The 15,583-nt window shown below is 63.4% G+C and carries 15 protein-coding genes and 2 pseudogenes; 8 read left to right on the forward strand and 9 right to left on the reverse strand.

What is annotated here, in order from left to right:
• Positions 1-204 precede the first annotated feature (204 nt).
• Together C476_RS07130 and C476_RS07135 are read right to left on the reverse strand one after the other, a co-directional pair.
• Positions 205-1,041 carry a proline dehydrogenase family protein gene (locus tag C476_RS07130; protein WP_008011345.1) on the reverse strand — a complete coding sequence of 279 codons (837 nt, stop codon included), beginning with the start codon at positions 1,039-1,041 and terminating at the stop codon, positions 205-207.
• Positions 1,042-1,137: 96 nt separating this feature from the next.
• On the reverse strand, positions 1,138-3,435 hold the full coding sequence (locus C476_RS07135) for an amino acid permease (protein ID WP_008011347.1): 2,298 nt from the start codon (positions 3,433-3,435) through the stop codon (positions 1,138-1,140).
• Between the two features lie 270 nt (positions 3,436-3,705).
• Here C476_RS07135 and C476_RS07140 point away from each other — a divergent pair, with 270 nt between their 5' ends.
• Positions 3,706-4,458: an Lrp/AsnC family transcriptional regulator gene (locus C476_RS07140; protein ID WP_008011349.1), complete on the forward strand. Its 753-nt coding sequence runs from the start codon at positions 3,706-3,708 to the stop codon at positions 4,456-4,458.
• 332 nt (positions 4,459-4,790) lie between these two features.
• Positions 4,791-5,177: pseudogene (locus tag C476_RS07145) on the forward strand (aminotransferase class III-fold pyridoxal phosphate-dependent enzyme); the annotation flags it as partial.
• Here C476_RS07145 and C476_RS07150 read toward each other — a convergent pair.
• The 3 genes and pseudogenes from C476_RS07150 to C476_RS07160 form a co-directional block, all read right to left on the reverse strand.
• Positions 5,140-5,793, reverse strand: coding sequence for a DUF502 domain-containing protein (locus C476_RS07150; protein WP_008011354.1), 654 nt, complete (start codon positions 5,791-5,793; stop codon positions 5,140-5,142). The pseudogene C476_RS07145 and the gene C476_RS07150 overlap by 38 nt on opposite strands.
• Positions 5,794-5,881: 88 nt before the next feature.
• On the reverse strand, positions 5,882-7,165 hold the full coding sequence (gdhB, locus tag C476_RS07155) for a glutamate dehydrogenase GdhB (RefSeq protein ID WP_008011356.1): 1,284 nt from the start codon (positions 7,163-7,165) through the stop codon (positions 5,882-5,884).
• A gap of 20 nt (positions 7,166-7,185) precedes the next feature.
• Positions 7,186-7,401, reverse strand: a pseudogene (locus C476_RS07160) (M24 family metallopeptidase); the annotation flags it as partial.
• A gap of 141 nt (positions 7,402-7,542) precedes the next feature.
• Here C476_RS07160 and C476_RS07165 point away from each other — a divergent pair.
• Complete coding sequence (locus tag C476_RS07165) at positions 7,543-8,088, forward strand: CDP-2,3-bis-(O-geranylgeranyl)-sn-glycerol synthase (RefSeq protein ID WP_008011360.1); 546 nt, start codon at positions 7,543-7,545, stop codon at positions 8,086-8,088.
• A gap of 68 nt (positions 8,089-8,156) precedes the next feature.
• A complete protein-coding gene (gene pyrE, locus C476_RS07170) occupies positions 8,157-8,684 on the forward strand; it encodes an orotate phosphoribosyltransferase (RefSeq protein WP_008011361.1) in 528 nt (175 codons plus the stop codon).
• 106 nt (positions 8,685-8,790) lie between these two features.
• Here the strand turns inward: pyrE and C476_RS07175 are convergent, their stop codons facing one another.
• Entirely contained in the window at positions 8,791-9,135 is a 345-nt protein-coding gene (locus C476_RS07175) for a DUF7322 domain-containing protein (RefSeq protein WP_008011364.1), read from the reverse strand.
• A gap of 227 nt (positions 9,136-9,362) precedes the next feature.
• Here C476_RS07175 and thrS point away from each other — a divergent pair, with 227 nt between their 5' ends.
• The 3 genes from thrS (at position 9,363) to glmS (ending at position 12,821) form a co-directional block, all read left to right on the forward strand.
• A complete protein-coding gene (gene thrS, locus C476_RS07180) occupies positions 9,363-11,306 on the forward strand; it encodes a threonine--tRNA ligase (protein ID WP_008011366.1) in 1,944 nt (647 codons plus the stop codon).
• A gap of 156 nt (positions 11,307-11,462) precedes the next feature.
• On the forward strand, positions 11,463-12,173 hold the full coding sequence (locus tag C476_RS07185) for a phosphoribosyltransferase family protein (protein WP_008011367.1): 711 nt from the start codon (positions 11,463-11,465) through the stop codon (positions 12,171-12,173).
• 201 nt (positions 12,174-12,374) lie between these two features.
• Positions 12,375-12,821 carry a methylaspartate mutase subunit S gene (glmS, locus tag C476_RS07190; RefSeq protein ID WP_008011369.1) on the forward strand — a complete coding sequence of 149 codons (447 nt, stop codon included), beginning with the start codon at positions 12,375-12,377 and terminating at the stop codon, positions 12,819-12,821.
• A gap of 88 nt (positions 12,822-12,909) precedes the next feature.
• Here the strand turns inward: glmS and C476_RS07195 are convergent, their stop codons facing one another.
• The 3 genes from C476_RS07195 to C476_RS07205 form a co-directional block, all read right to left on the reverse strand.
• The gene (locus C476_RS07195) at positions 12,910-13,344 is read right to left on the reverse strand and encodes a universal stress protein (RefSeq protein WP_008011370.1); all 435 of its coding nucleotides are present in this window, start codon (positions 13,342-13,344) and stop codon (positions 12,910-12,912) included.
• A gap of 159 nt (positions 13,345-13,503) precedes the next feature.
• Positions 13,504-14,094, reverse strand: a complete 591-nt coding sequence (locus C476_RS07200) for a 50S ribosomal protein L15e (protein ID WP_008011372.1) — start codon at positions 14,092-14,094, stop codon at positions 13,504-13,506.
• Positions 14,095-14,268: 174 nt separating this feature from the next.
• Positions 14,269-14,799: a hypothetical protein gene (locus C476_RS07205; protein WP_008011375.1), complete on the reverse strand. Its 531-nt coding sequence runs from the start codon at positions 14,797-14,799 to the stop codon at positions 14,269-14,271.
• 435 nt (positions 14,800-15,234) lie between these two features.
• Here C476_RS07205 and C476_RS18685 point away from each other — a divergent pair, with 435 nt between their 5' ends.
• Complete coding sequence (locus C476_RS18685; RefSeq protein ID WP_160162893.1) at positions 15,235-15,372, forward strand: hypothetical protein; 138 nt, start codon at positions 15,235-15,237, stop codon at positions 15,370-15,372.
• Positions 15,373-15,583 lie beyond the last annotated feature (211 nt).

Genomic DNA, 15,583 nt, shown 5'->3' on the forward strand with positions numbered 1-15,583 from the left:
TATACTATCTGTTGTTCTCGCGGCGGTACGACCGTCGAATCGAAATACGGGGCCGTCGTCGGCAGGATTGGGACCGCGTCTCCAACGCGGACACCTTATACACTGGACAGCAGTCAATACGAAGCAAGTCGCGAATTCGCGGCCGTCCCCATAGGTGACGGCCGCATACGTGCGGCCGGCTTCACGTCGTTCTGTCCAGCAGTATTAGCCGCTCAAAACGGCCCGCAACGCAAACCGAAGGTTCGCTTTCCGTTCTGCGACTCGCCGATAGAAGTACGACAGCCAGCGGTCGCCGTAGGGGACGTACTGCCAGACCTCGTACTCCTCAGCCAGGTCGTACTGGGCGTCTTCGCGGACGCCCATGAGCATTTGAATCTCGAAGTCGGTGCCATGTCGGTCGTGGAGGGCCCTCGCGTGTTCGATCATCGCCGGATCGTGACTGCCCACCGCGATGCCGCCGTCGTAGCGTTCGAACGCGTACTCGAGCAGGGTTCGATACTCCTGATCGACCCGTGTGCTGTCCGTGTAGGCGACATCGGCTGGCGGATCGTAGGCCCCCTTGACGAAGCGGACCTTGCCGGGGACGTCCGCGAGCCGTTTGATGTCCGCCCGCGTGCGGCGGAGGTTCGCCTGCATGCAGACCCCGACGCTACCGCCGTGCTCGCGAGCGACGGTCTCGAAGGCCTCAAGCGTCGCGTCGGTCGTCGTATGATCTTCCATGTCGATCCAGACGAAAACGCCGTGTTCGACCGCCGTGTCGACGATCGTCGCCAGTTCGGCCCGAAAGACGTCCTCGCCGAGATCCAGACCCAGCTGTGAGGGTTTGACCGAGATGCAGGCCTCGAGTCCCGACCCTGCGATGTCGGTGACGAGGTGGCGGTACTCTGCGACGTCGGCGGCGACGGCGTCGCGATCCTCGTAGTGCTCGCCCAGCAAGTTGACGATCCCCTTCACGTTCTGCTCGTTCAGTCGACGGACGTGCTCGAGCGCTGTTGCCGGAGACTCACCCGCGACGAACCGGTCAGCGATCGGCGGGATCATATCACGTACAGCGGTCGCCACGCGTAAGATTGTTCCTCAGTTTCTCGCACAGCTAGTCGCGTCTGCATCGAGAGACAGAAAGAAGGGAAACGGGGATTACTCGTCTTTTTTGAGCCCCAGCAGACGCTCGCGTAGCGTCCGCTTGCGGGCCCGTTCGGCGAGCAACACCGAACACTCGACGTCATCGAGGACGTCAAGCACCAGCGAGCCGCGAACAAGTCGCGAGAGCAGCCCTCGCTCGGTCGCGCCGATCACCAGCAGCGTCGCGTCCGTGGCCGCGTCGGCGATCGCGGTCTCGACGTCGCGGTCGTCGATGAGCAGGTCGGCGTCTGCCAGGCCGTTCTCGGCGGCCCACTCCTCGAGGAACTGCTCGCCCTCCTCGCGGGACTCGTCCTCGCCGACGGCGTGTAACAGCGTCACGCGGGAGCCGAACTCCGTGCGGAGCAAGCGAACGGTCTCTGCGCCGAGGACCGAATCGGGACCGCCGGCGGTCGGCAGCAGGATGTGTTCGGGATCGAACCCACGGTCTTTGAGCACCAGGAAGTCACAGGGAAGGTCGTGGGTCAGCTCGTCGAGACGCGACTCGGCGCGCCCGTGGGTGGTCGGCCCCCAGCCCATGACGACCTGATCGGCCTCGAAGGTGCGCGCGGCGTCGAAGATCTCCTCGAACGAGCGGTGTGAGAGCACCGTGTGGGTCTCGACATCGGCACCGAACGTCTCGGCGTCTTCCCGCGCCTGCTCGAGTAATTTCTGCGACTCGGCGTCGATTCGATCGGTTTGCTCGGCACCGCGCTCGAGTGGCGTCTGGTCGGGCACCTGCACGATGTGGACCGCGTGAACCGTCCCCGCTCGTTGTTTTGCGATGGCACCGGCGAGCGTGATGAGCTCGGTCTCGGTCCGAGGGTTCGCAAGCGGCACCATCACGCGGAAGTCACCGCCGTCCGTGCCCGCAACTCTGGCGGCGTCGGGTCGAACCGAGTCCGCCGCGGCCACCGCAGCGTCGGGCATCTCCTCGGAGCGCTCGAGGATCCAGTTGACGAACACGCCGGCGCTTTCGACGCGCTGGCGAGCATAAAGCAGGTACCAGATGCCCGCGAAGACGACGAGTGCCGCCGACAGCAGGATGACGAACGGCTCGATGTACGCGATCAGCGCGAACGAGGAAATCGCCCCGATGATCGGGACGAACGGATACAGCGGCACCTCGAAGTCGGGATCGTACTCGGCAGGTTCGGCCTCTCGCATGACGATGAGCGCGATGTTCAACAGCCCATAGACGATCAGGTGCAACACCGAGCCAGCCGTCGACAGCAACTTGAGGTTGCCAAACAACAGAAAGCCGATGATGAGTCCGCCCGTGATCAGGATCGATTTAAACGGCGTGCCAAAGCGTTCGTGGATGTCGTTGACCGACGGCGAGAGGATCTTCTCGCGGCCCATCGCGAAGTTGATCCGCGACGACGAGAGGATCGACGCGTTCGCGCTCGAGGCCGTCGCCAAGAGTCCCCCGAGCAACAACAGCCCCCAGCCGAGCCTGCCCAGCCCGATGCCGAAGACGCTGTACTGACCGAACAGCAACTCGGCGGCGTCGACGACGGCGGTTTCGTTGTTCGCCACCAGTTCGTTCGGCACTGCCGCCAGCAAGACGACGAGGAACAGCGCGTAGACGACCGTGACGATGAGGACCGAGCCGATGACTGCAAGCGGGAGGTTCCGGCCGGGGTCTTTGATCTCCTCGGCGACGGACGTGATTTGGACGAAGCCGAGATAGGAGACGAAGACGATAGCCGTCACCGGAAGCACCTCACCCGGCGTTCCCTCGGGCGCGATCGGTCGCAGCGACTCGAGCTCGGCGTTGAACAGGCCGACAACGGTGAACAGGCCGAGAATACCGAGTAGCGTCAACACAATGGCGATCTGGAGCCCGCCGGTCTCCTTGGCACCGACGTAGTTGATGGCGATAAACAGCGCTGCGCCGACGAGGCCGATCGTCTGGGCCGCCGAGATCGTGATGGGGCCAAGCGCGAGCGCTGGCACGCCGACGAGTTGGTTGACGTACTCGCCGAAGCCATACATGTAGAACGCAGAGGCAAATGCCAGTCCGAGCCAGTTGGCCCACCCGCTGATCGACCCGAACAGCGGCCCGAGCGCGCGATTGACGTAGAAGTACGCGCCACCCGATTTTGGCATTGCCGTCCCCAATTCAGAGGCCGACAGGGCCGTAAACAGCGCGGTCACGCCGCCAATCACGAAGGTCGCGGCCGCGAGCGGCCCCGCTCGAGCCACGGCCGTCCCCGGAAGCACGAAGATCCCCGCGCCGATCATCGTCCCGATCCCGATCGTGATCGCCGAGAGGAGTCCGAGGTCCTTCGCGAGTTCCTCGTCGGCGCTCATGTGGCGTCACCCCGTCGACACACCCGCTTAGTCGGCAACCGTGGCGGACGGGTCGCGTTCGCTACCGACCGGGCCGGTGGACCGCGTACCCGATGTCGAGCAGTCATTGAGTCGGGATTGTAGCGGAACCGATGATAAATCCCGTGATTATATTGTCGAATCCGTATAATCGTGAGAGTATATTGACGTTCCGCAAAAACAATCATATGTCTTACCTGTGTTCGGCCGAGATCGGAACACTGTATGATGGGGGGTTCGAGACCATGAGACATGGAGCATCGGCTCGACGAGATCGATCGGCGGATCATCAATGCGCTGATGGACGATGCACGGAACGTCTCGGCACCGACGATCGCTGAAGAAACGAACGTGTCACCCGGCACGATTCGAAACCGGATTGCACGACTGGAAGACCACGGCGTTCTCACTGGCTACCATGCGACTATCGACTTCGAGCGCGCGGACGGCCGGTTGACGAACCTGTTTATGTGTAACGCGCCGGTCTCCGAGCGGGAAGTGATCGCTCGCCGAGCGCAAACCATTTCCGGCGTCATCAACGTCCGCGAACTGATGACCGGCCGTCGAAACCTCCACGTGCTGGCCGTCGGCGAGGACACGGCCGATCTCCGGCGAATCTCCCGTTCACTGTCGGACCTCGGCGTCGAGATCGAAGACGAGGTCCTCGTCCAAAACGAAGTCTGGCAGCCGTATGCACCCTACGGCGCCGACGAGAGCGCCCGGTGTGAGTCGATCACCGATTTCGTCAGTCTCTCGGGCGATGCGGAAGTCGCCGAGGTAACCGTCGATCCCGGCGCACCGATCGCCGGGACGACCCTCCAACGCGCCGTCGGGCAGGACGTCCTCGACGACGACGCGCTCGTGATCGCGATCGAACGCGACGACACCGTCCTGACGCCACACGGTGACACCGAAATCCGGGCCGACGACATCGTTACCGTCTTCTCACGCGACGGCATCGACGATGCGATGCTCGAGGCGTTTCGCGACGCCGAGCGCGCATAGGCCGCCGGCTCGAGTTGGACGACGGTCGATGGTTCGTCTGCGCTCGTTTTCCGCTGGTCACTACTCATACGGACTCCTGTCGGTCGGTTCCGGCGCACTCGCATGACGTGTCGCGAGTGCGCCGGGACACAGTGATAGCAGACCGTATCGGTCATCCGGCTCCCGATTCCGGTGTCGCCGCCCTCAATACTCGGTGGTGCGCCGGCCTCTGTACTCATTGACACCCTCCCCGCCCTGAAGGGCGAGGATTTAGCCTTGTAACTTCTATGTGTGTATATAACTCATATTAATCCTGTTTACAATCTATTTATCATCATTCCACCTTCTCACCTATGACGACAGGACAACCGATCGACGAACTCCACTTCGCGGACGTCCCGTCCGTCGACCCCGTTCTGGGTCCACAGACGCAGGCGTTGCTCGAGAAACAACGGGAGATCGACAGTAGCACAGTCGCCTCTCCGGAAGACATCCCGATCGCCTTCGAGGAAGGTACGGGTGTGACGGTTCGGGACGCCGACGGCAATACCTACATCGACCTCTTCGCGGGGATCGGCGTGTTGGACGTCGGTCACTCGAACCTCTACGTGCTCGAGGCCGTCAACGAGCAGGCCGACAAGTTCGTTTACACGGTCGATTTCCCGACCGAGGCCCGACTCGAGCTGAGGTCGGTGTGGCCGATCACTCCTCGTCGGTCATCTCGGATCGGTCCGACTGGGTAGCCAGTTGTGGATGTGTCGACTCACCGAACCCGCCGCTCAGGACTCGCGCGAGCACCTCGTCGACGCGCTCGTCCGTTTCAGTGATGCGGTCGTCCTCGGCTTCGACGACGAATCCGGAAGAGATGTTCGGTGCCGTCGGAATGAAAAGCACCGTTCGGCCGTCGCTGGTCGTGTGTCCGGTCTTGAACGCTGGTAGCTCCTTCCCGTCCCAACTCTCGACTCTGACGGGTTCTTGGAGGGACTGTTCCTCGCCGATCGTGGTTTCGGCGGCGATCTTCGACGCGTTGTAGACGACCCGGAGCCCCGGGAGGCGGTTCGCGACGCTGTCGACACCGCGGGCGAAGAGGTCACCGACCGTCGTCCGGGTCAGGGTGCCGATTCCGATCGTCACCAGCACGAAGACGGTCAGCGAGATCGCAAGCCGAAGGACGTGAGCGATAGCCAACCGAGTCGGCTCGTTGTCGATGACGCCCTGTAGGGCCTGTGCATCGACTACGGCCGTCGGCGTGATCCCCGCCACGATCGCGTAGGCCCGATACACGACGTACAGCGTAACGAGTACCGGCCCGATGAGGATCAGCCCGCTCGCGAATACTCGTTTCCATGACGCCATTATCCGATCATACCTCCGGTGGGACATGAGCCCTTTCCTTTCTAACAGTTCGTGACAGGGACCTGCGCGGGGCGAGTGTCGCGGCCGGCTACGGCCAGAGCCCGCGGGTCTCCTTTGCCTCAGCTACGCGGGACAGCGCCACCACGTACGCGGCATCGCGCCACGTCAGCCCGCCGTCCTCGACCTCCGCACGGACGTCGGTCCAGGCATCGAGCATGTGTTCCTCGAGTTCCCTGTTGACGCGCTCGAGCGACCACTGGCGGCGGTTGATATCCTGGAGCCACTCGAAGTAGCTCACCGTCACGCCGCCCGCGTTCGCGAGGATGTCGGGAATCACCGGGATGTCGCGTTCCTCTAAGATGGCGTCGGCGGCGAACGTCGTCGGGCCGTTCGCACCCTCGACGACGATGTCGGCCGCGATAGCGTCGGCGTTGTCAGCGGTGATGACGTTGCCGACGGCCGCGGGGATCAACACGTCGACGTCGAGCTCGAGCAGTTCGGCGTTGGTGAGTGTCTCCGGCACGTCCTGCTCGAGCACCGCCTCGGGTTCTTCCTCGTGGGTCGGGATCGCATGCGTCTCGAGGCCGCCGGGGTCGTAGATCGCGCCGTTGACGTCGCTGACAGCAACGACAGTTGCGCCCCAGTCCTCGAGCAGACGGGCTGCGTTGGCCCCAACACTGCCGAAGCCCTGGACGGCGACGGTGGTGCTCGAGAGGTCACGGCCGTAGTGGTCGACGGCTTCACGGGCGATGATCGCGGTCGACCGACCGGGGGCTTCCTCGCGGCCGTAGGAGCCGCCGATGACCGGCGGTTTGCCGGTGACGACACCGGGGATGGTCTCGCCCTGTTGCATCGAGTAGGCGTCCATGAACCAGGCCATCGTCTGGGCATCGGTGCCCATATCCGGGGCCGGGACGTCCTTCGTCGGCCCGACCATATTGCGCAGTTCCTCGGCAAACCGGCGGGTGAGCCGTTCGGTCTCGTCGTCGCTCAACGACTTAGGATCGACGGCGACGCCGCCTTTTCCGCCGCCGAAGGGGAGATCCAACACGGCACACTTCCAGGTCATCCACATCGAGAGACCGATACACTCGTCGGCGGTCACTTCCGGATGGTACCGAAGCCCGCCCTTGTAGGGCCCGCGAACGTCGTCGTGTTGGGCCCGATAGCCGGTAAACACCTCGACGGAACCGTCCTCGCGCTCCAAGGGCACCGACACCTGCTGGACCCGTGTGGGGTGTTTCAGCCGCTCGACGACGCCGGGATCGACGTCGACGTGGGTCGCCGCGCGCTCTAACTGCCGGCGCGCGGTGACCAGCGCCGAGTCGCGCGCGTCCGATTCCGCCTCGTCCGCGGATGTGGTCGTGCTCATGGGCGTGATAACTGACGACGTTACGTCGTAAACAGTTGTCGCGGAAATTCGGCCAGCGTCTCGCTGATCTCGACGCCGAATTCGTCGGTCCAGATGCCCGGAAGCAGGTGGAACGTCATGTCCTCCTCGAGCACCGTGTCGTCGCCCGAGCGCAGGCTCGCGGTGTGCTCGCCCCAGTCCGGCGGGTAGCCAAGTCCCATCGAGTAGCCGATCCGACCCTCCTGATTTTTCGTGTACGATAGGAATAGATGCTGTTTACAGGGTAACGACGGCCATCGTAAACGGGCACGCAGCAGTCACATCGTTCGCTTTCCCGACCCGGCTCTCGTCCCGTCGAACCACCGGCGGTTAAGACACGTCGGTTCGTCCCGGCGGATATGGCAATACTCGAGACTATCGTGATCGCGTTCTGGGCGATGTTGCCCGCCTACGTCCCCAACAACGCCGCGGTGTTGGCCGGCGGCGGTCGGCCCATCGATGGCGGTCGAACGTGGGGCGACAGGCGCGTGCTGGGCGACGGGAAGACGTGGCGCGGGACGGCGATGGGGACCCTCGCAGGCGTTGCACTCGCGGCCGTTCTAACCGTTATCGAGCCGACCGCAAGCGACGCTCTCGGCTTTGCCGTTCCGGCGTTCGAGCCCCTCGCGGCGCTCGGTCTGGCTGGCGGCGCGATGCTCGGCGACATCCTCGCCTCGTTTCTCAAGCGCCGGAGCGGCCGCCAGCGCGGCGCGATGTTTCCCGGGCTCGACCAGCTGGATTTCGTCGTCGTCTCCCTGCCACTGACTGCGCTGCTGGCGACCGAGTGGTTCCAAACGTGGTTTACGCTCGAGGTCATCCTCGTCGTCGTCGTCCTGACGCCGATTCTCCACGTGACGACGAACGTGATCGCGTACAAGCTCGGGCTGAAGAACGAACCCTGGTAGAATTCTACGCGCGCGTTCGGCGTCCCGTTTCACACCGCTTATTTCAGTTCGGGCCGCCTTCTCGAGTAATGACGAACCAAGCGCTCATCGACGCCTTGCGTGCGGCCGACGCCGTCCAGTTCGGCGAATTCGAACTCTCTCACGGCGGCACCAGCGAGTACTACGTCGACAAGTACCTCTTCGAGACCGATCCGGGCTGTCTCGAGTTGATCGCCGAGGCCTTCGCCGAGCGGCTCGCCGATGACGACAAACTCGGCGGCGTCGCGCTGGGTGGGGTCCCGCTTGCTGCCGCGACGAGCGTCGCGGCCGACGTTCCCTACGTCATCGCGCGCAAGCAGCGCAAGGACTACGGCACCGCGAACTTGGTCGAGGGTCGCCTCGAGGAGGGCGAGGAAGTCGTCGTCCTCGAGGATATCGTGACGACGGGGACGAGTCTCGTCGACGCGATCGAGGCCCTTCGGGACGCCGGCGCGACCGTCGAGCGCGCGCTGGTCGTCGTCGACCGACAGGAAGGCGGCCGCGAGAACGTCGAGGACGCGGACGTCGAGATGGAGGCGCTCGTCACCGCTGAGGAGCTGCTGGCCGATCGGGACTAACGACTGATACGGTCTGCTGTAAGTCATTTCCGGAGGGACCGCGAGCCGTCCTGCGGTCCCTCCGGTAAACAGTTACAGCAAACCGTATGAGTCACCGCGTCGTGACTCACGTGCGGGCACTGTACCGGCGGTACACCACGACAGCGACGACCAGCGCGAGCCCACCGCCGATCGCGAGCGCGCTGCCGCCGACCCACTGGCCCCGGAACCCGATCAGCATCACGCCGAGGCTCGCGCCGAAGAGGCCGGCATGAACGAGCACCGCGACGACGACGAACGCGAGCAGCGTCGATCGCGAAATCTCGCTGAACGTCCGCTCGAGCTCGTCGTCGCCACTGTCCTCGCCTCCGATCGGGTCTTCGAACGGATCGCCCCCGAACGGATCTTCGAGTGGATCATCCGCAAACGGGTCCTCGAGCGGATCGTCGTCCGCCGGTGGATCGGAGCCCACGACGTGACGTAGCCGACCCAGGGCGAAAACCGTTCGGCCGGTGCCGCCCCATCACAATGCTTTTATCCCGCTCGAGACTACGCGTAGCCACGATGGTAGGTGTCCGCTTTACAGGGGCGTTTGCCCGTTTCTAACTCCCACCTACCGTGTATTGTGTCGGCTCCGGTCGACCAGTGTGCGGGAGACGGCGCGGACACGCCACCGGGATTTTCACCACATCCACAGCCATGTCAGAATCAGATTCACAGCAGGGAATAGCGGTCGTACTGCCCGACGGATCGGAACTCGAGGTCGACGCCGACGCGACGGTCGAGGACTGTGCCTACGAGATCGGCCCCGGCCTCGGTAGCGACACGGTCGCCGGCAAGCTCGACGGCGACCTCGTCGCCAAAGAAGAGCCGGTCTATGACGGCGCAGAACTCGAGATCGTCACGGACCAGTCCGACGAGTATCTCCGCGTGATGCGACACTCCGCATCGCACTGTCTCGCCCAGGCCGTCGAGCGCCACTACGACGACGTCGATCTGGCCATCGGCCCGCCGACCGACGAGGGCTTCTACTACGACTTCGACAACCTCGACGTCGACGAGGAGGACCTTGCCGTCCTCGAGGACGAAATCGAGGACATCATCGAGGAAGATTACGAGATCGAACGCGAGGACGTCTCGATCGAGGAGGCCGAAGAACGCCTCGCCGACGAACCGTACAAACTCGAGTTACTCGAGGAGTTCGCCGACGAGAACGACCACGTCTCGTTCTACAGCCAGGGTGAGTGGGAGGACCTCTGTGCCGGCCCACACGTCGACTCGACGGGCGAGATCGGCGCGGTGAAACTCCTCGAGATTGCCGGCGCGTACTGGCGCGGCGACGAGGACAACACGATGCAGACGCGCATCTACGGGACGGCCTTCGAGGACGAGAGCGACCTCGAGGACTTCTTACAGCGCAAGCAGGAGGCCGAAAAACGCGACCACCGCCGGATCGGCAACGAGATGGATCTGTTCTCGATCCAGGACGTCACCGGCCCCGGGCTGCCGCTGTATCACCCCGCCGGGAAGACCGTCCTGAAGGAACTCGAGGACTTCGTCGAGACGCTGAACAAGGAGGCGGGCTACGACTACGTCGAGACGCCCCACGTCTTCAAGACGGATCTCTGGCACCGGTCGGGCCACTATGAGAACTACCAGGATGACATGTTCATCTTTGACGTCGGCGACGACGAGTTCGGTCTGAAGCCGATGAACTGTCCCGGCCACGCCGCCATCTTCCAGGACCACTCCTGGAGCTACCGCGACCTGCCGATTCGGTACGCCGAGAACGGCAAAGTCTACCGCAAGGAGCAACGCGGCGAACTCTCGGGCCTCTCGCGGGTCTGGGCCTTCACGATCGACGACGGCCACCTCTTCGTCCGCCCCGACCAGATCAAACAGGAGGTCGAGGAGATCATGGAGATGATCACGGACGTCCTCGAGACGTTCGACTTAGAGTACGAGATGGCGCTGGCGACCCGCCCCGAGAAGTCCGTCGGAAGCGACGAGATCTGGGAGCGGGCAGAGGAACAACTCGAGAGCGTCCTCGAGGCCCACGGCCACGAGTACGAGATCGAGGAGGGCGACGGCGCGTTCTACGGGCCGAAGATCGACTTCGCGTTCGAGGACGCCATCGGCCGCTCGTGGGACGGCCCCACGGTGCAACTGGACTTCAACATGCCCGAGCGCTTCGATCTGAACTACGTCGGCGAGGACAACGAGGAACACCGGCCGGTCATGATCCACCGCGCGCTGTATGGCAGCTACGAGCGGTTCTTCATGATGCTCATCGAGCACTACGAGGGCCGGTTCCCGCTGTGGCTCGCGCCCGAACAGGTCCGCGTGCTGCCGATCTCCGACGCGAACCTCGGCTACGCCTACCAGGTCGCAAACGAGTTCGACGACTTCCGCGTCGAGGTCGACGACCGCGACTCGACCTTAGAGCGCAAGATCCGCGCGGCCCACGACGACCGCGTGCCCTACCAGATCATCGTCGGCGACAACGAGGAAGAAGACGGGAACATCTCGGTGCGTGACCGCTTCGAGGATCAGGAGTACGACGTCGAAATCGAGGACTTCCGCGCACACCTCGAGGCCGAACGCGACGAGCAGCGGACCGAACCCGACTTCCTGCAGAACTGATCAGTTCCTCGACCCTGTTTTCGCGCTGACCGACGCCTGATTCGGGATTGTCGGTCGTCACGTGGCGGTATTGCTCGAGTGTGTGCCATGTTCGTGCTGGTTTTGCGCTTCAAATCCGATCGTAATATCCATAGTTGCGGAATCGTGCATATCTGTATGAACAGAGCCGAGAAGGCAGCCCTCCAGCTGCGGGCCGTCGACGTGTTGCGGATGTTAAAGGAGACGCGAACGTACGACGAGCTCGCGGAGACGACGGGGCTTCCGGCGGGCGATCTCAACCGGTACGTCAACGGGCACGTTCTCCCCGGTACCGATCGCGCACGCGAGGTCGTCGAAGACCTCGGCCGGGAGGCGTTGGCCGAGGAACTCGACGCACGCATTCGCGTCGATGACGATGGGTACGTCGACAACTCCGCGACCGTCTTCGACCAGCCGTTTCTCGATCTGGCCGCGCCGGTCGTGGCCAATGGCTTCAACTTCGAGCGCCCCGATGTCGTGCTCACCGCCGCGACCGACGGGATCACACTTGCGGCCGCGCTCGCGAGCTACTACGGCGTCCGCTGTGCCTACGCGAAAAAGCGCAAGGAGACCGCCGTCGAGGAGTTCATCGAGGCCCGCCAACGCCTGCAGTCGGGGATCGAACTCACCTACTATCTGCCAGCCTCCGCGATCGATCCCGGCGAGTCGGTGCTCGTCGTCGACGATCTCATCCGATCGGGCGAGACCCAGGAACTCCTGCTCGACATCGCTCACACCGCCGATGCCGACGTTGCCGGCGTCTTCGCACTCATCGCAGCCGGTGAAGATGGTATCCGGCGTGCCCGCGACCACACCGATGCACCGGTCGGCGCACTCACGACCGTCTGATTTCTGGTCGGCTGGTTCTCCCGGACGCTATCCCCCTCGAGAAGTGATCGTAATCACCGGCGTATCCCGACGAGCGGTTCGTCGACGGCTGTTCGCGGTTGTTCGCGTGTAACTCTCGTGGGGGGAGGAACCATGTGAATCAGTGCCACATTATTAATCATTAGGTTTATGGTGGTGCCCGCAGTTTGTGGTGGTACGCACATGACGAAGACAGTCATCCTCGGCGTGATCGGTTCGGACGCTCACGTTGTCGGGATTACCATCCTGGAACAGGCACTGGAGGCAGCTGGATTCGACGTCGTCAACCTCGGGGTGCAGACCTCCCAGGAAGAGTTCGTCGAAGCCGCGTCCGCCAACGACGCCGAGGCTGTACTCGTCTCGTCACTCTACGGCCACGCAAAACAGGACTGTGAGGGCTTCCACCAGCGCATCGCCGATGCCGACCTCGACGTGACGACCTACATCGGTGGCAACCTCGCCGTCGGCCAGGACGACTTCGAGGAGACCCGCAAGTTCTTCCGCGAACTTGGCTTCGACCGGGTCTTCGACTCCGAGACCGACCCCGAAGATGCCATCGAGGCCCTGCGGGCCGACTTGGACATGCGCTCGAGCGAGTCCGAACAGGAAAGCCAGACCGTCTCGGCCTGATCGCCGCGACGCCGCTGCTTCTCGCCGTTTTCTATCGATCAGCAGTAGCAGTTGCTGATCGTAACCGATACCGCATACTGGCTGACAGTCACCGGACGATCGTCACCGGCACCGGCGACCGGCGAGCCACCGTCTCGGCGACGCTGCCGAGAAGAATTCGGCTCGCCCCGGTCCGGCCGTGGCTGCCGACGATGACGTGATCGACATCGTGTTCGTCGGCGTAGTCGACGATCGACCGCGAGACGCTGCCGACGACGTGGTCCGTCTCGAGTTCGACGTCGTGCTCAGCGGCCTGCCTGCGGGCTTCCTCCAAGACCTGCTCGGCGCGTTCCTCGTGGTGGCGCTGTATCTCGTCGTAATTTGCCATCGCCGTTCCTTCGACGCCACTCACTGCGTAGAAGTCACCCGGATCGAGCACGTAGAGGGCGGTGATCGTCGCGTCCGAATACTCCTCGCAAGCGAACTCGAGTGCGTCGGTCGATTGCGCCGAGTCGTCAACTGCCACGAGAACGTGCCGTGCCATACGCGGCGGTATGTCGGCCCATGGAATAAGTCCACCTCTCGACTCGAGCTGGCGGGAACCACTCGCCGAGACGGCAGTCGGCAACAACTGTCTCGAGCAGTCGCTCTCGACTCGAGTCGCAGAAAAATCGGTGTGAATCGGCTATTGTGCCGTCGCGTGTTACTTTGCGCGGCCCTGGCCGCCGGTGTTGGACGGGCGGACCTTCTCGGCACCTTTGCCGCGGTTGTTGAGCCCACGGTTTGCCGTCCCGGCGTTGGTGAGCCCGCGGAACGCGCGGTTCTGGTGGTCGTCGCTGCAGATCCAGTTGAGGTCGTCGTCGTTCTCGATCGCGGGGTGGTTCGGATCGACGAGAATCACTTCGAACCACTTCTGCGAGCCGTCTTCACCGACCCAGTAGCTGTTGAGCACGCGCAGGTTGGGGTACTTTCGGGAGACGCGCTCTTCGCCGATGCGCTGGATGTTCTTGCGCCGCCCGATGCGGTTGACACCCTGGCGCTTCGTTCGGCGGCCGGCCGTGAACCGTTCCTTCCTGGCGGTCCCTTTGCGGACCGACACACGGGTCATGACGATGCCCTGTTTGGCCTTGTAGCCGAGTTCGCGCGCTTTGTCGAGTCGCGTCGGGCGGTCGATCCGTTCGATCGCACCCTGGTCGCGCCACTCCTGTTTGCGCTGCCACTGCAGTTCCCCGAGCTTGCCGTCGTCGGGGTCTTTCCATGCGTCCTTGATGTGGGAATAGAAGCTTTTTGCCATCGTATTCACCCGCGGGCGTTTCCTGGTTCAATCCCGACCGGGGCACATGCCCCGCGGATCACATCCCGACCTGCGGCCCGGTACCGTGCAGGTGCCCGCTGATGCCCGCGAACCAGCGAGTCTACTGGATCTACCCAACTCTCGAGTATAAGGGCTTCGAACTCCCCGAGCGCGCTACCGCACTGGCACGCGCTCGCGGACGCCGCTCGGCGCGATGCCGTTGATCGTCGCGAAGACGGCCCCAAGCACCAGCCCGTAGACGAGGTGGCCGAATCCGAACAGGAGTGCGCCGAATAACTCCGCTGTGAGCCCCGGAACCGGCAGAAACGGCATTGGCAACGTGGCCACGCCGACACGTTCCATCGCGAACGGGAACAGGACGCCTCCGGCAAAGAGGCCGATGACGGCACCGAAGGCGAGCCCTGCGATGATGTAGTCGCTGAAATCGGTCACCAGTTGCTGGACTGCCGGCCGCGAGACGAGGGTGGCGAACACCAGCCCGAACACGATGCTGATCATCAGGTGGATCGCCCAGCCAGCACCGACTGCGAGTTCAGGTTCCACTGCGAGGCCGCCGAGTAGTTCGATCTGGTCTCCGCCGAAGTGAAGCACCAGACCCATGGCGATACCGGCGACCAGTCCGCCCGTAACGCCACCGCCCCACACGCCGACGCCGTCGAGTTCGTGTGTTGTGCTAGCACTCATATATGATGCTACGGATGCGAGGCTGATTAATTCAAGCATCCACCGGAGTCAGTGAGTGTGACGTACGTCAGTAGTTCCACTATGGTGATCGATCGTCGCTCGAGTTGACCGAACACCGAACGAATGTCGGTTCTTGGTCGTCATCGCTACGCACCGGACGTTCGCGTCGGCGAAAACCGAGACGATCCCCCGCGAGTTCCGCCGCCGACGAATCGGCGTTACCATGTTCAACGTCTTCGTCGGCACGATCGTCTACGTGTTACTCGTCGTCATCGGCAGCGTCTTTTTGCTCATTCCGGGGCTGTTCGTGCTCGTCAGCCTCTACTACTGGAGCGTCCTGTCCAACAGTATGAGTGTGGCCGTCCTGTTCGTTGGGATCGTCGTCAACGGTGCTGCCGGGATTCCGGCGATTTTCCTCGGCGGTGTGCCGGCCTCATGCTCACGCAACTCGTTGCCGCGGTCGTCATGGGGTACACATTCACGATCACCGCCCGCGCGTACGACCAGCTTCGGAGCCTCGAGCCACCCATCGACGCCGATGCCCGACCGGGCTCTGCTGGGATGCCTGCCTGAGTTCCACTCCGAACGACACTCCCCTCGTAAGCCCCCTGTAGCTACGAATGACAGAACCCGTGCACGGAATCTCAACATCGATTAACTGACCGGTGGGGGACGATTCGTCCCCCACTGTGACAAATAACTGGTCAGATCGTGTTGCGGCTGCTGATGACAGCCGCACTCAACGATCAGTTGACGAGCGCCTACAAGATATCGGTCCACTCTC

The sequence above is a fragment of the Natrinema limicola JCM 13563 genome (genome assembly GCF_000337475.1).
Classification (GTDB): Archaea; Halobacteriota; Halobacteria; order Halobacteriales; family Natrialbaceae; genus Natrinema; species Natrinema limicola.

Coding starts and splice junctions, on each gene's coding strand:
- C476_RS07130 (WP_008011345.1), bottom strand. CDS start 1,041: ATGATCCCGCCGATCGCTGACCGGTTCGTCGCGGGTGAGTCTCCGGCA.
- C476_RS07135 (WP_008011347.1), bottom strand. CDS start 3,435: ATGAGCGCCGACGAGGAACTCGCGAAGGACCTCGGACTCCTCTCGGCG.
- C476_RS07140 (WP_008011349.1), top strand. CDS start 3,706: ATGGAGCATCGGCTCGACGAGATCGATCGGCGGATCATCAATGCGCTG.
- C476_RS07150 (WP_008011354.1), bottom strand. CDS start 5,793: ATGGCGTCATGGAAACGAGTATTCGCGAGCGGGCTGATCCTCATCGGG.
- gdhB (WP_008011356.1), bottom strand. CDS start 7,165: ATGAGCACGACCACATCCGCGGACGAGGCGGAATCGGACGCGCGCGAC.
- C476_RS07165 (WP_008011360.1), top strand. CDS start 7,543: ATGGCAATACTCGAGACTATCGTGATCGCGTTCTGGGCGATGTTGCCC.
- pyrE (WP_008011361.1), top strand. CDS start 8,157: ATGACGAACCAAGCGCTCATCGACGCCTTGCGTGCGGCCGACGCCGTC.
- thrS (WP_008011366.1), top strand. CDS start 9,363: ATGTCAGAATCAGATTCACAGCAGGGAATAGCGGTCGTACTGCCCGAC.
- C476_RS07185 (WP_008011367.1), top strand. CDS start 11,463: ATGAACAGAGCCGAGAAGGCAGCCCTCCAGCTGCGGGCCGTCGACGTG.
- glmS (WP_008011369.1), top strand. CDS start 12,375: ATGACGAAGACAGTCATCCTCGGCGTGATCGGTTCGGACGCTCACGTT.
- C476_RS07195 (WP_008011370.1), bottom strand. CDS start 13,344: ATGGCACGGCACGTTCTCGTGGCAGTTGACGACTCGGCGCAATCGACC.
- C476_RS07200 (WP_008011372.1), bottom strand. CDS start 14,094: ATGGCAAAAAGCTTCTATTCCCACATCAAGGACGCATGGAAAGACCCC.
- C476_RS07205 (WP_008011375.1), bottom strand. CDS start 14,799: ATGAGTGCTAGCACAACACACGAACTCGACGGCGTCGGCGTGTGGGGC.
- C476_RS18685 (WP_160162893.1), top strand. CDS start 15,235: ATGCTCACGCAACTCGTTGCCGCGGTCGTCATGGGGTACACATTCACG.